The sequence below is a fragment of the Streptomyces sp. NPDC093065 genome, from assembly GCF_044754585.1.
Taxonomy (GTDB): domain Bacteria; phylum Actinomycetota; class Actinomycetes; order Streptomycetales; family Streptomycetaceae; genus Streptomyces.
On sequence record NZ_JBIVPJ010000032.1, the window covers coordinates 1 to 13,385 of the forward strand.

Here is a 13,385-nt window from a genome sequence, read left to right on the forward strand (position 1 = left end):
ACTGAACGCCTTCGACATCACCTTCGACGGCCGCCTGACGGCGGCCCGCCAGTAACCCCAACCACCCTGGTTACACCGCTCGTTTGACAGACCCGGAGTACGGCATCCCGCTCCGCGAGGGCCCCAAGGACTACAAGCGCCGCGGCACTGTCGAACGGGCCTGGCTCATCGAGCAGTACGTCCACCGCCGCCGGACCCTGCCGGACCTCGCCCGAGAAGCTGGCATGAGCACCGCGAACATGGCCCGCTGGGCCAAGACCCACAACGTTCCGCTGCGACCACGCGGAGGGTCCAGTCACAGCCAGGTACTTCGGGCAATCGACCAGGCCAGCCGAGCACCAAGCATCCTTCGGCCGGCACTCGGCGGCCAGGGGGCCAGCGAACGGTTGAGCCGATTCGCGGCTGCATCTCCCTACCCCAGCCTCGGTGCCGCAGCGAGCGGCCTCGGCCTCAACACGTTCACCCTCGTCGCACAGATCAACCGGATCGAACGAGAACTCGGTGGACCACTCCTGGTCCGGGCGGAACGAGGTAGGCACATGACGCTCACTCCCCTGGGGAAGAAGGTGCTCAAGGCCATTCGAAAGATGCAGGACAACACGATGCCCTGAGACGCGGCGTGATCATTCCGGGTCGGCAATGCGTCGGAACACCCCGTCCAACTCGCCGGAGGCCACGAGCCCGGCAATCACGCGCACCATGCTGCCGATGCCGGGATTCCGCACGATCAGCCCGTCCGCGCAGAAGAAGCACTGCCCGGAGACCGCCTCTCCGCTCGCCTCCCAGCTCCGCATGAGCCGATCCACCTCGGCGAGAGTGAAGATCGTGGAACTCCAGCGCGACCCGTCGGCAAGATGAACCTTGGCATCGACGTTGCAGACCTCTTCGATCGCCTCGTCCGGTTCCACGAGGAAGAGCACCTGGAAGCCGGCGGCCCGAACCCGGTAGTAGGGAGCCTCCCAGTCGGCATCAGAAGTCCGACCCTCGGACGCCGGGCCCGCCTGTTGCGGCATCGACGCCGTCACTGAAGTTCCTCACCCGGCGGTATGAAGGCGTCGGCGCTGTCGGCGTCCTCCACATGCCCCTGAGCATCGACTGTGATGGCAGTCGCCCGGCCCTGCGAAGTGATCAACCAGGCCAGCACCTGCTCCGTGAGAGGTGATCCACCCGGCCCTTCATCCGTCCAGTGTGCCCGCCATCCCCCACCGGGTATCGCGGCGACCACCTGATCGGCCCGCTCCAAGTGGGAGAAGTCCACGTAGTCCGTGACCTGGCGCAGTGCCCCTCGTTGCGGGTCGACCACCAAGGCTGTCCCGGTTGCGGGATCCCATCCCTCCACGCGCACCATGCGACCGATCTCGGTCTCAGTGCCATTGAAGATGGCGGTCCATCCGGTCTGATTGAAGTATCGGAGTTGCATGGCGTCATGATCCCGGAGGTCCGGCGACCTGCTCGACCTCCGTGTCGTGGAAGCCGTGGTTATCAAGAAACCAGCAGGCCGGTGATACTGATGTCAAAGACCCGACGGACTGTGGAAGCGGACCCAGACACTCCTGTAGGGCTCACGGAGCTTGTGGCCGACCAGCGGGCAGCCGGGCCAGCGTTGCTGCCACAGATCCGTCAGAAGCACCCGCACATCTCCAGTCAGTGGAGCCGCGACTGGCTCCCCAAGCAGGGGAGGCCGCCGAGTAGGCGGGAGAGAGTGCGGTCAGTGGATTGCTGCTTTTCTATGCTGGTGCACACATTCACTCGTTGGGGGATTCCGTTGCCAGCGGGATACCGCACCGCCAGCAGTCGTTCGCGTGGTCGTCCTGGCAGACGTAGCCGATGGCACCATCCACGCACCATTCGGCGGCCTCCTCGGAAAGCAGGTCGGGCCCGGCAAGGAGCAGCCGACGAAATTCCGTGGTATCCGCAATGTCGGCCGGCCGGTTGGTGAACCACTCGTTGAACCAAGGCTTGTCCTGGTATATGCCCCAGTGCGCATTCTCCCGGTCGTCGACAGCCGTAAGGAACCGATCGACGATGCGCCCCCAACTCGGTGCTCCGAACCAGCCGTTGTCGGACGCACAGAAGGATTCGATCAGGGTTCGCAGGCCGAACTCCTTCTCGTGAAGGCAGTACCTTCGCCCCCATGAGATCGCGACCTGCGCCATCTCCGCGAGTTCTTCTCGCGGATCAACCTCGTGCGCCGGGTCGTCAGGGTTGTGGCAGGCCAGCCCGAGCTCGAGTACGGACTGCCCTGTCGGTAGAACCCGGGACGGGTTGACGATCGCGAGACCGAGACCGATCCAGTCGACATGGTCGAACGACAGCATCGAGCGCACGAGTCGGGTGGTTGCCGTGTTGATCCGCATCATCGTGCCGTCGTGCAGCGGACTCTTCCCGGCATGCCAGTTCTCGACGGGTGTGTTGCGCCACACGGCGAGCGTGATGCGGGTGGCAGCAAGCCACAGCAGGGCGTCGTCGTCGAGGTGCCCGAACCGCTTGGCACACTCCTGGGCGCCGTAGGTGATCAACTCTTCCGGTTTCGGCCACCTGTGGCTGTCGGGCCCTTCAGGCGCGTACTCATAGTCGTCGGCGTACTCGTCAAGGATCGCACTCAACTCGGTTGCGCTGTAAGCCTCGCTGTACTCGGAGCCGTCCGGCCCCTCGACGGTGTACATGTCGTGGTCCCAGGAGACGTACACGTCGCCCCAGAGCACGACGTCATCGCACTCGCTGGCGTTGTCCGTCACAACCGGCCTGATGGTGATCGGGGCAGTACGCCCGTCGGTTCGCTCGCCGTCCTTCTCGGCGGCCCATGCGGTGATGACCCCGAGCGGCTTCGGAAGGAGAGGACCGACCTCGGTGATGCTGAACGGCTCGTCGTCGTCATCGGTGTCGAACCGGCTGTTGACGAACGCGACCGCCTCGGAGGGCGTGCTGACGATGGACTGGCTACCACTCTCGTTGTCAACCACTCGCCACAACGGGCTGTTCTTCACGGTGCTCTCCGATCGCGGTGAGTGCACCCGGGGTGGGTGCGATGCGCCGGGTCGCTCGGCACTGACACCAACTTATGGGCTGATCAACCCATCCGTAGTCCCGAAGGTACTTGTCGGCGATGACGTTCGGTACGTTCGCGTGCAACCTGCTTTTCGCGCCCGCGGCGACACAGCACAGTCCAACAGCGGAGGAGGCGAAGATGGCGCTGAACAAGAAGGGTTCCCGGCGCATAACCGTTGACGGAATCGAGTACCGCTGGCGGATCCGCAGGAAGCCCTCCTACATGCAGGGACTCTGCTGGACACCGATGACCTACGCGGTCGAAGCGGCCGTCGGCAGCCGGCCGGGCACGACCTTGATCGTCACCAGCGGCCAGGCCCATCCCAGCAACTGGGTGGGCGTCGAGACGGAGCCCATTCGCCCAGCGCACGTTGCTGCCGGCATTCGAGCGGCACGGGATCAGGGCTGGGTTCCCACCCGGGTCGGTTCTCCTTTCCAGCTCGATCGATCCGCAGGATTCATCGCCCAGTCATGAGGCGAAGCGGAGCAGCGCGGTGCACCTGGCCCGTCATCATGGCCTGGTGACCACCTGGATGCGCTGCTACTGGGACGAGGAAGACACCTGGTTCTACTTCGAGGTCGACGCCGAAGGCTGGGTGATCCGGCAGGTCGAACTCGAAGGGCCTGAGCTGACCCCGATCGCAGCTGCCTCCCTCGCCGAGTGGCAGCGGGCCCGCGACGCAAGCCGCCTCGACGCGTACGACAACAGGTTCGGGATCACAGCCGAACAGCCCGTCTCCGAGTGGGAAGGCCACGATCCGGAGCAGCTGACCTCCGACGGGTTCGAGGAGGTCTGGAACTCCGCCCGTCGGCAGATCGCAGCCCGGCCGTCATGAGATCGGACGGGCGGAGGAGGAACTACAAAGACTGTTGATCGTTGACAGTGCCGGCGACTGCTGGTCCGCAGTTCGCCGGAAGCCCGCCCACCACCAAAGCGATCGCGTGCTCAGCGGTGTCCGCCTCACCGATCACTCTTCCTCGTGAAGGGCCGCAGACTCGATATCGCCCGTCGCTCAGGGGATCGATGAACGGCACGTCCCATGAGTACGGGAACCCAGTGCAGGTTGTGAAATGAAGCGACCAGTGGCTGGTGAACGGAAGCAGCTGGCGCAGCTGTGGTTCGGCATGCGCAAGCTCGGCAACCTTCAGCGTCCGATGGGCGAGCTCCCGGCGGTCCGAATCTCGGCGCAGGCCTTCAAGGAGCAAGCGCCACTTCACCGCGACCGCCTCGGCCGGACCCTTTTCATGGGCTTCGGCCAGCTCGGTGACCTTGACGAATGGGCTCACCTCGCGGATCCCTTTGAGCCTCAGGCCGTTCCGCCATGCCTCCAGGGCCCGTGCCATCTCGCCCAAGTCCTGAGTCGCGCCCGAGACCAACTGCACCCCCATGGACCAACCGCTGAAGATGAACCACCGCTCCACAGACCCCAGGCTGATCCAGCACGCCTCACGGTCAGCCACCGTGCTCTCGACGCCTGCCGTCCGGAGCGGGTTCGAATCATCCACAAGAACCCTGCCTAGGGAGAGACCGAGCTCAGCAGCCACGGCTTCCAGCGCTCCGGCGAAGCTGCCGGCGGACGCCAGGTCTGGATACAAGGAAGCGTCGGCCGGGAGTGGCTCGTGCCGGGCAGGGGGTGTCGCGTTCGAGGTCACCGAGGCAGTCTCCCTCGTGCTGAGGAATCTGCCACGTCCGTGAGATTGATCAAGCTCGTCACGCTGTGAGACTCAAAGAGAAGCTGCAGGTCAACGCGATGCTCTATGACACGAACCGCGGGATCCTACACCGACCAGGCAGCTTCCCGCCCGTTGGCGCAGGGTGGCTCCCGGTGTCGGATGCTTCTTGACTTGCAGGTAAAGAATCGTGCTAGTGTCGCGTCCATGGGAAGGCCCAAGCAGTTCGATCCAGACGTCGCCGTCGATCAGGCCATGGACGTGTTCTGGCGAAAGGGATATGCCGGGACCACTCCGCAGGACCTCGTCGAGGCCCTCGGTATCGGCAAGGGCAGCCTCTACAACACCTTCGGCAGCAAGCACGCCCTGTACGAACGGGCGCTCCGCCGTTACCGCGACCAGCAGGCCGCCGCTCTGGTGGCCGCGCTCGAGGAGGGAGGGCCGGTCAAGGCGCGTCTGCGCAGAACGCTGGAGTTCCTCGTCGAGATGGATCTCGCCGACCCGGGTCGCCGGGGCTGCATGGCCGTGAACGCGGCGGCGGAACTCGCCGGGACGGACGAGGTGGCGACCGAACTCGTCCAGCGGATGCTCGACCGAACCGAGGGCGCCTTCCGTGCGCTGATCGAGGAAGGCCTGCGCTCGGGGGAGATCGCGCCCGGCCGCGATCCGGCGGCCCTGGGGAGCATGCTGCTCAACACGGTCGTGGGTCTGCGGCTCATGGCGCGCGTCGCTGAAAGCCCTGACCGGCTCGTCCGGGTGATCGACGCGACGCTCGACTGCCTCTGATCCCACCGCGGCACCCACCGCAGGTGGTCCTTCTCTACCCAAATTTTGTACTCGCAGTTAAAGAATTGGAGAGCGTTGTGGACCTCAACCTCACTTCCAAGGCGGCCGTCGTCACCGGCGCCGGCCGGGGCATCGGCCTCGCCACGGTCCGGGCCCTGACGGCCGAAGGCGTCCACGTCGTGGGTGCCGCCCGCACCATCACGCCCGAGCTGAAGGAAACCGGCGCGCACACGGTGTCGGCCGACCTGAGCACCGCCGAAGGTGTCGCGACCCTCATGGACAGCGCCCTCGTCGACTGGGCGGCATCGACCTGCTGGTGAACAACGTGGGTGGCGGGGACGACGTGGAGCCCGTCGGCTTCCTCGACACCGACGACACCCAGTGGACCCGCGTCTTCGATCTCAATCTGCTCAGTGCCGTCCGCGCGACCCGCGCGGCCCTGCCCAGCCTGATCGAGCGCCGCGGATCGATCGTCAACGTCTCCTCCATCAACTCGCGGCTGCCCGCTGCCGGGCCGGTCGCCTACAGCGCGGCCAAGGCGGCTCTCGCCGCGTTGGGCAAGTCCCTGACCGAGGAGTTCGGGCCCCAGGGCGTGCGTGTGAACACCGTCTCTCCCGGAGCGGTCCGCACTTCCATCTGGGAGGACCCCGACGGTTTCGGTGGCAAGGTGGCGGCCGGACTCGGCGCGGAGCACGCCGCCTTCCTCCAGCAGCTCCCGGAAGCGTTCAACATCACCAGCGGCCGGATCACCGAACCCGAAGAGGTCGCGGCCCTGATCGTGTTCCTTCTCTCCGATGTCGCCGGCAACGTCACCGGGGCCGACTACGTCATCGACGGCGGCACGGTCAAGGCGCTCTGAACCGGAGACGGTGCCACGGGTAAATCGGCTCGACGTGAGGTGCCCCGACCGGTGGACTGGGTGCATGACGACACCTCAGGAAGAGCTGCTGCCCACCACCCGCCGGGCGCTGACTCACCGCATCGCCGTGGCCCAGGCCGAGGGGCGTACGCCCTCGCTCGTCGCGGCGGTGGTCCGGGGCGGGCGGACCGTGTGGCACGGGGCGCGGACCTCGGTCGACGGGCACGGACCGGACGAGAACGTGCAGTACCGGATCGGCTCGATCACCAAGACGTTCACTGCCGTCCTCGTGCTGAGGCTGCGCGACGAGGGCGTGCTCGGTCTCGGGGATCCGCTGGAGAAGCATCTGCCGGGCACCGGAGCGGGGGAGGCCACGATCGCCGAGCTGCTCGCGCACTCGGGCGGACTGGCCGCCGAGTCGCCCGCGCCCTGGTGGGAGCGGACACCGGGCTCGCTTCGGCCCGAGTTGGCCGACGTGCTGGGCGAGCAGCCCTTCCTGCACCCGGTGGGCCGTCGCCACCACTACTCCAACCCCGGCTACACCCTGCTCGGCGCGCTGGTCGAGAAGCTGCGCGGTGCTCCCTGGGAGGAGGTGCTGCAGAGGGAGGTGCTGGAACCGCTGGGGCTGGAGCGTACGGCCACACGCCCCAGCGCCCCGCATGCCGGTGGCTGGGCGGTGCACCCCTGGGCCGACGTGATGCTGGCCGAGCCGGTCGAGGACCTGGGGCTGATGGCGCCGGCAGGTCAGCTCTGGTCGACCACCGCGGATCTGGCGCGGTTCGCCGTCTTCCTGACGCGGGGAGACGACAAGGTGCTCGGCGCGGAGACCGTGCGGGAGATGCGGGAGCCCGCCGCGCCGGCCGAGGCCGCGGACGTGGTGGACGGTGCGGCGTACGGTCTGGGACTTCAGCTTCAGCACCGGGACGGGCGGTTGCTCGTGGGGCACTCCGGGTCCTTGCCAGGCTTCCTGGCCAACCTCACCATCGCGGTGGAGGACGACGTGGCCGCGGTGGTCCTGACCAACTGCACCTCCGGGCCGCTGCTCGCCGGGGTCGGAGCCGACCTCGTGCGCATCGTCGCTGAGGCGGAGCCCCGGATCCCCGAACCATGGAGTCCCCTGCGAGACGTCGACTCCTCCGTGCTGGAGCTGGCGGGGCAGTGGTACTGGGGGACTCATGCCTTCGTCCTGCGGCTGACGCCCGACGGAGGGGTGTCACTGGGGCCGCTGTCGGGCCAGGGCAGGCGCTCACGGTTCCGGGCGGGCGGTGACGGCACCTGGACGGGACTGGAGGGTTACTACACAGGGGAGTTGCTACGAGCGGTGAGGCGCCCGGACGGCACCGTAAGCCATCTGGACCTCGGTTCCTTCGTCTTCACGCGCCAGCCGTACGAAGAGGACGCCGGCGTGCCGGGTGGTGTGGACCCGCAGGGGTGGCGGGGGATCGGCTGACGACAGCCCGGCCCTGTTTCACGTGAAACAGGGCCGGACTGCCGGCCCGGGCCTGCCACGGGGCTCTGCCTCAGAGCTGGAGCTTGAATCCCGTGTGCGAGGCCGAGAAGCCCAGACGTTCGTAGAAGCGGTGGGCGTCGGTCCGCGTCCTGTCGGAGGTGAGCTGTACCAGGTGACATCCCTGCCGCCGGGACTCGTCGATCGCCCACTCGATGAGCTGGGTGCCCAGCCCGCTGCCACGCTCGTCGCCGTGGATGCGTACGCCTTCGACGATCGAACGGGTGGCGCCGCGCCGGGACAGGCCGGGGACGATCGTCAGCTGAAGTGTGCCGACGACACGGCCGTCGCGGACGGCCACCACCAGATGCTGGTTCGGGTCCGTCCTGAGCCGTTCGAACGCGGCCAGGTACGGGCCCAGGTCGTCCGGTGATTCGCGCTGTGCGCCCAGCGGGTCGTCGGCGAGCATCGCGACGACCGCCGGGATGTCGTCGGCGGTGGTGGGCCGTATTTCGAGATCTCCCATGACCGCACTCTAGAACCGGCTAGGCCGGCACCGGTGCCTTCAGGGTCTCCACCGCCCGGACCAGCGGCGCGAGGTCGGGGTTCGTGGCCGCCTCGTCGAGGGCCTCGCGCAGGGCGGCGTCATTGGTGGGCCGTGCCTCGTCCAGCAGCCGCAGGCCCGTCGCAGTGACGTTGGTGTAGATGCCGCGTCGGTCGGTGGGGCAGAGGTAGCGCTCGAGCAGGCCCCGGTCCTCTAGCCGGGTGACCAGCCGGGTGGTCGCGCTCTGACTGAGGACGACGGCGTCGGCGACCTGTTTCATCTGCAGATGCCCCCCGTCGCCGTCGTGCTGCCGGCTGAGCACGTCGAGCAGTGAGTACTCGCGGACACTCAGATCGTGCCCGGTCTGCAGCGCGCGCTCGATGTGCGCCTCGATCCTTCCGTGCAGCAGGGAGAGGGCGCACCAGCCCTGGGAGAGGGCGGTGAGCGCGGGGTCCGTCGCTGTCATGTGGTTCCTCCGTCCAGGAGCGGCTGAGACCAGGGTAGACCAGTGCCGCAATTGCCTGCGCTTGCATATAGCCCGCGTGTGCAATTATTGTGAGCGAGCGAAAGACGCTCCTGCAATGTTCTCGGAAGGTGTACTCCTCCATGCCTCTCGCGCTACTGGCCCTCGCGATCGGGGCCTTCGGGATCGGAACGACCGAATTCGTGATCATGGGTTTGCTGCCCGAGGTCGCGAGCGACTACGGAGTCTCCATCCCCACCGCCGGATACCTGGTGACCGGGTACGCGCTCGGCGTGATGTTCGGCGCCCCGCTGATGACCGTGCTCGGCACCAAGGTGCCGCGCAAGCGGATGCTGATGCTGCTGATGGGCCTGTTCGTCGTCGGCAACCTGCTCTCCGCCCTCGCCCCCGTCTTCTCCGTCATGCTGATCGGCCGCGTGGTCGCCTCGCTCGCGCACGGCGCCTTCTTTGGCATCGGATCGGTGGTCGCGGCCGGTCTGGTCGCCCCGCACAAGAAGGCCGGCGCGATCGCGATGATGTTCACCGGTCTGACCGTCGCCAATGTCATCGGTGTCCCGCTGGGAACGCTGATCGGACAGTCCGTCGGCTGGCGCGTCACCTTCGCCGTCGTTGCCGCGCTCGGAGTCGTCGGCCTGGCCGGGATCGCCAAGCTGGTTCCCGACGTGCCCAGGGCCGAGGGCGTGCGGCTGCGCCATGAGCTGGCCGCGTTCAAGAACGCACAGGTCCTGCTCGCGATGGCCATGACCGTTCTCGGCTTCGGCGGGGTCTTCGCGGCCATCACCTACATCGCGCCGATGATGACCCATGTCGCGGGCTTCGCCGACGGCTCGGTCACCTGGCTGCTGGTCCTCTTCGGCCTCGGCATGGTCGGCGGCAACCTCGTCGGCGGCCGGCTCGCCGACCGCGCCCTGATGCCCCTGCTGTACATCGCCCTGGGCGCGCTGTCCGTCGTACTCGCCCTCTTCACGCTCACCGCGCACGACAAGATCGCGTCCGCCGTGACCGTCGTCCTGATCGGTGCCCTGGGCTTCGCCACCGTCCCCCCGCTGCAGAAGCGCGTCCTGGACCACGCACACGGCGCACCCACGCTGGCCTCCGCGGTGAACATCGGTGCATTCAACCTGGGCAACGCGCTCTCCGCGTGGCTCGGCGGCGTCGTCATCGCGGCGGGCCTCGGATACACGGCCCCCAACTGGGTCGGCGCCGTGCTCGCCGCCGCCGCCCTCGTCCTCGCCGCCCTCTCGGCCGCCCTGGAACGGCGCGCGAGTACTCCCGGGCCGGGCGTCGCGGGCTCCGTACCCGGGGAGCAGCGAGCCGCAGTCGTCCACCACTGAACGACCAGTCCCCTGCCCGGGGTACGGGGCCAGGGCCGCCCCGCATCCCTCGGCCCACGGTGCCTCGCCGACCACCGAGGCACCGCACCACTCGGCACAACCAAGGAGAAGGAACCATGAGCACCACCGCTGTCACCCCGCTGACGATCCAGGACGCCGAAGCCCTCGTCGCCGCTGTCCAGCATGCCGCCGCGGCGGCCGGTGTCACCGTCAGCGTCACGGTCCTCGACGCCGGCGGCCACCTGCTCGCCTTCCGGCGCGACGACCGCGCCGTGCTGATCTCCGGAGAGACCAGCACCCGTAAGGCCTACACGGCGCTCCAGCTGAACGCTCCGACCGCCGACCTCGTCGACGCCGTTCAGCCCGGAGGCCTCTTCCACACCCTGCCCACGGCGCTCGACCGGCCGCTGCTGTTCATCGCGGGCGGCGTGCCCGTGCACCGCGGAGGCCGGCTGATCGGTGCGATCGGGGTGGGCGGTGGCGCGCCCGAGCAGGACCACGGCTTCGCCACGGCCGCCGTGCGGAGCCTCGCCTGACGGCAGCGGTCATTGAGTGACCGTCCGACCGACGCGCGGTACCCGGGCAGCCCGGGTACCGCGCGTCGCCGTGTCGTGGGGGCGTACGGCCGAAGTCAGCCCGCAGCCACCGTCAGCGGCGCGAACCGTCGGGTCCAGTCCCCGGGCAGCTCGGTGATCCCGTAGGTCATGACCGCGTTGGGGGCGACCGTGGACAGGCCGTGCTCCTTCACCCACGTCAGCAGCTCCCTGTGCCGCACGTCGATGTCCGTGCGCAGTGGCCGGTCGGTGCGGGCGGCGAGGGAGCTGATCAGCGCCTTGGCCGTCTCGGTGTCACGGGCGATCATCGGGCCCACGACGTGGGTGTCCATGTTCGGCCAGGCCGCGGCGTACCCGGTGATCCGGCCGTCCTCCTCGGCGATGCGCAGCTGGTCGGCGAAAGCGGGCAGCCGCGCGACGACGTGGGTGCGGTCGGCGCCGAACACCTCCTCGTCGAGCCGGAGGATGGTGGTGACGTCCCCGGCGGTGGCCGCGCGAGTGACGGCCTTCGGTTCCGGTCCGCCCGGGAGGAAGCGGCCGCGCACCATCTCCGCCCCGCCCGTCACCTTGAAGCCGAGCTCCTCGTAGAGCGGCCGTCCGTACGGCGTCGCGTGCAGAGTGAGGGGAACGGTGCCCAGGGCGGAGACGATGTGGCGCATCAGGCGACGTCCGACGCCTTGCCGGGCGTGCCGCTCGGCGACCAGCACCATGCCGATGGCGGCGAGTGCGGGGCGTTCCTGGGGCCCGTACTCGGTAACGGTGCAGGCGGCGACGAGACCGCCACCGGGGTCGTCGATCCCGTATCCCTTTCCGGCCGTGAGGAGGAACCCCCACTTGTGCTCCTCACGCGGCCACCCCCGGTCCTCGGACAGGTCGGCGCAGGCGGTGAGATCGCGGAGCGTCAGACGGCGGATCGGTGCAGAGGCGGGGAAAGGTGTCGGCACGCAGGTCAGGCTGTCCGACGGCGGCCGTCCGCGTCCACCTCTTTCCGGCGTAACACGCGAGCTTTCGGCCACGTCGTTCAGCCGAGGTCGGGGGCGTGCATGGCACGCACACCCTCGATGTTGCCGTCCAGATAGTGCCGCAGCGACAGTGGTACGAGGTGGACCGAGGCGATCCCGACCCGGGTGAACGGCACCCGGACGATCTCGTACTCACCGGCGGGCTCGTCGACTTCGGGGCCGTGCCGCAGGGACGGGTCCATGGACAGCAGGTGGCAGACGAAGAAGTGCTGCACCTTCACACCGGTCGCGCCACCGTCCTCGCCGATGTGCTCCACGGTGTCCACGAAGCAGGGCACCACGTCGCTGATCTTGGCACCGAGTTCCTCGTACACCTCACGGTGCAGGGCCTCCACGACGGTGGCGTCGTCCGGCTCGACCCCGCCGCCGGGAGTGACCCAGTAGGGGTCGACACCGGGCTTGGTCCGCTTGATCAGGATCAGGTGGTCGCCGTCCAGCAGGACGGCGCGAGCGGTGCGCTTGACCACGGGTCGGACGGTCATGGAGGAAATGTGGCCCGGCTGGTTCCACGTGAAACATCGTGAAGCACGCCCGGTTTCATGAGTTCCTGCGTCCAGTTCCAGGTGGTGGCCGCCCGCAGCAATCCCTCGTGGGCCCGGACGATGTGCGGCATCGCCAGTGTGCCGGTGCGTGCCGCCAGGAAATACGTCCGCAACGGCGGCACCGGCGGATCGCGCAGGGCGACGACGTCGCCGCGTTCCAGTGCCGCCGCGCACGGTGCAGGCGAGGACCGCACGCAAGTCGGGGACGACGACGGTGGCCGGGCTGCAGGACAGGCGTCGAAGACGGACGCCCAGTAGCGGGCGACAAAGGGCAGCGACTCGTGCACTTCGACCACGGGGACGTGCTTCAGGGCGTCGGTGTCGCGGAGCTTTTTGGCCGCCGGCGCGCTCTGCCCAGTGAGACGTGGCGATCAGGATGTGTTCCTCGTCGCAGAGTGGAGTCGAGGTGAGCAGTGAGCCGCGTGGGCGAGCTGTTCCGATGGCCAGATCGTGGTGTCCGGCTGCCAAGCCCTCCAGCGTCTGCTCGGCGTTCCCGAACGAGGCGCGCAGGGCGAAGGCCCGGCCGTCCTCGCCGGTGAGCCCGGTGAGCGCGGGCAGCGCCCGCTCGGCGGTGAACTCGGGTGGTCCGGCCAGATGCAGGGTCCGCAGCGAGGAGGCGTCCCCCGGCCCGGCCTCGGCGATCTCCACCAGGGTGTCGAGATGCGGGGCGGCCTTGTGGGCGAGTTCGTCGCCGATGGCCGTCGGAGTCACTCCGCGGGCCTGCCGGAGGAACAGCGGGCGGCCGATCTGAAGCTCCAGCGTACGGATCTGTGAGGTGACGGCGGGCTGTGAGAGGCCGAGCAGGGCAGCGGCGCGGGTGAACGAACCGGCCCGGTGCACGGTGACGAAGGTGCGGAGCAAGGCCAGATCCACGGAAAGCCCGTCCCCTCTCCTGTTCTTCTCCAGCCCCCGCCCGTGCCCAACCATAAATATGTCGACAGGTCGCTGTCGTTTCTGTGATTGGATACTGACGCTCGGTCAACTAGCCTGGAGCGCGCGGTTCTTCGCGCGTGGAAACGGAAGGCGCGTGGAACCGGTGGACGGTCCGAGCCACGAGGGGGGAGGCTCGGACCGTCCGCCGTAAGCGGCCGCGT

Annotated in this window: 15 protein-coding genes and 2 pseudogenes; 8 read left to right on the forward strand and 9 right to left on the reverse strand. The window is 68.3% G+C overall.

What is annotated here, in order from left to right; genetic code table 11:
- Positions 1-83: 83 nt before the first annotated feature.
- Positions 84-611, forward strand: a complete 528-nt coding sequence (locus tag ACIQFU_RS35375) for a LysR family transcriptional regulator (protein WP_402557180.1) — start codon at positions 84-86, stop codon at positions 609-611.
- A gap of 12 nt (positions 612-623) precedes the next feature.
- Here the strand turns inward: ACIQFU_RS35375 and ACIQFU_RS35380 are convergent, their stop codons facing one another.
- The 3 genes from ACIQFU_RS35380 to ACIQFU_RS35390 all read right to left on the reverse strand — a co-directional run bounded on the left by ACIQFU_RS35380 (position 624) and on the right by ACIQFU_RS35390 (position 2,987).
- Complete coding sequence (locus ACIQFU_RS35380) at positions 624-1,025, reverse strand: hypothetical protein (RefSeq protein WP_402557181.1); 402 nt, start codon at positions 1,023-1,025, stop codon at positions 624-626.
- The gene (locus tag ACIQFU_RS35385; protein WP_055592324.1) at positions 1,022-1,420 is read right to left on the reverse strand and encodes a hypothetical protein; all 399 of its coding nucleotides are present in this window, start codon (positions 1,418-1,420) and stop codon (positions 1,022-1,024) included. The genes ACIQFU_RS35380 and ACIQFU_RS35385 overlap by 4 nt, the downstream gene beginning before the upstream one ends.
- 325 nt (positions 1,421-1,745) lie before the next feature.
- On the reverse strand, positions 1,746-2,987 hold the full coding sequence (locus ACIQFU_RS35390; RefSeq protein ID WP_402557183.1) for a hypothetical protein: 1,242 nt from the start codon (positions 2,985-2,987) through the stop codon (positions 1,746-1,748).
- 119 nt (positions 2,988-3,106) lie between these two features.
- On the opposite strand from ACIQFU_RS35390, the gene ACIQFU_RS35395 reads away from it, so the two are divergent.
- Together ACIQFU_RS35395 and ACIQFU_RS35400 are read left to right on the forward strand one after the other, a co-directional pair.
- Entirely contained in the window at positions 3,107-3,523 is a 417-nt protein-coding gene (locus ACIQFU_RS35395) for a hypothetical protein (RefSeq protein WP_402557185.1), read from the forward strand.
- Between the two features lie 58 nt (positions 3,524-3,581).
- Positions 3,582-3,884 carry a hypothetical protein gene (locus ACIQFU_RS35400; RefSeq protein WP_402557269.1) on the forward strand — a complete coding sequence of 101 codons (303 nt, stop codon included), beginning with the start codon at positions 3,582-3,584 and terminating at the stop codon, positions 3,882-3,884.
- 22 nt (positions 3,885-3,906) lie between these two features.
- Here the strand turns inward: ACIQFU_RS35400 and ACIQFU_RS35405 are convergent, their stop codons facing one another.
- The gene (locus ACIQFU_RS35405) at positions 3,907-4,701 is read right to left on the reverse strand and encodes a DUF6193 family natural product biosynthesis protein (protein WP_402557187.1); all 795 of its coding nucleotides are present in this window, start codon (positions 4,699-4,701) and stop codon (positions 3,907-3,909) included.
- Positions 4,702-4,926: 225 nt separating this feature from the next.
- Here ACIQFU_RS35405 and ACIQFU_RS35410 point away from each other — a divergent pair, with 225 nt between their 5' ends.
- The 3 genes and pseudogenes from ACIQFU_RS35410 to ACIQFU_RS35420 all read left to right on the forward strand — a co-directional run bounded on the left by ACIQFU_RS35410 (position 4,927) and on the right by ACIQFU_RS35420 (position 7,814).
- Positions 4,927-5,505 (forward strand): TetR/AcrR family transcriptional regulator, encoded by a 579-nt coding sequence (locus ACIQFU_RS35410; protein ID WP_402557188.1) that lies wholly within the window; start codon positions 4,927-4,929, stop codon positions 5,503-5,505.
- 77 nt (positions 5,506-5,582) lie between these two features.
- Positions 5,583-6,364, forward strand: a pseudogene (locus tag ACIQFU_RS35415) (oxidoreductase).
- A 64-nt stretch (positions 6,365-6,428) separates the two neighbouring features.
- Positions 6,429-7,814: a serine hydrolase domain-containing protein gene (locus ACIQFU_RS35420; RefSeq protein ID WP_402557189.1), complete on the forward strand. Its 1,386-nt coding sequence runs from the start codon at positions 6,429-6,431 to the stop codon at positions 7,812-7,814.
- 70 nt (positions 7,815-7,884) lie between these two features.
- On the opposite strand, the gene ACIQFU_RS35425 is transcribed toward ACIQFU_RS35420, so the two are convergent.
- Positions 7,885-8,337 carry a GNAT family N-acetyltransferase gene (locus tag ACIQFU_RS35425; RefSeq protein WP_402557191.1) on the reverse strand — a complete coding sequence of 151 codons (453 nt, stop codon included), beginning with the start codon at positions 8,335-8,337 and terminating at the stop codon, positions 7,885-7,887.
- 19 nt (positions 8,338-8,356) lie between these two features.
- Entirely contained in the window at positions 8,357-8,821 is a 465-nt protein-coding gene (locus ACIQFU_RS35430; RefSeq protein WP_402557192.1) for a MarR family winged helix-turn-helix transcriptional regulator, read from the reverse strand.
- A 140-nt stretch (positions 8,822-8,961) separates the two neighbouring features.
- Here ACIQFU_RS35430 and ACIQFU_RS35435 point away from each other — a divergent pair, with 140 nt between their 5' ends.
- Together ACIQFU_RS35435 and ACIQFU_RS35440 are read left to right on the forward strand one after the other, a co-directional pair.
- Positions 8,962-10,173 carry an MFS transporter gene (locus ACIQFU_RS35435; RefSeq protein ID WP_402557194.1) on the forward strand — a complete coding sequence of 404 codons (1,212 nt, stop codon included), beginning with the start codon at positions 8,962-8,964 and terminating at the stop codon, positions 10,171-10,173.
- 116 nt (positions 10,174-10,289) lie between these two features.
- A complete protein-coding gene (locus ACIQFU_RS35440) occupies positions 10,290-10,709 on the forward strand; it encodes a heme-binding protein (RefSeq protein WP_402557195.1) in 420 nt (139 codons plus the stop codon).
- Positions 10,710-10,804: 95 nt separating this feature from the next.
- Here ACIQFU_RS35440 and ACIQFU_RS35445 read toward each other — a convergent pair whose 3' ends face one another.
- From ACIQFU_RS35445 to ACIQFU_RS35455, 3 genes and pseudogenes are all read right to left on the reverse strand, one after another.
- A complete protein-coding gene (locus ACIQFU_RS35445) occupies positions 10,805-11,671 on the reverse strand; it encodes a GNAT family N-acetyltransferase (protein WP_402557196.1) in 867 nt (288 codons plus the stop codon).
- Positions 11,672-11,748: 77 nt separating this feature from the next.
- Positions 11,749-12,231 (reverse strand): NUDIX domain-containing protein, encoded by a 483-nt coding sequence (locus ACIQFU_RS35450; protein WP_402557198.1) that lies wholly within the window; start codon positions 12,229-12,231, stop codon positions 11,749-11,751.
- A pseudogene (locus tag ACIQFU_RS35455) lies at positions 12,228-13,164 on the reverse strand (LysR family transcriptional regulator). The gene ACIQFU_RS35450 and the pseudogene ACIQFU_RS35455 overlap by 4 nt, the downstream one beginning before the upstream one ends.
- Between the last annotated feature and the right edge of the window lie 221 nt (positions 13,165-13,385).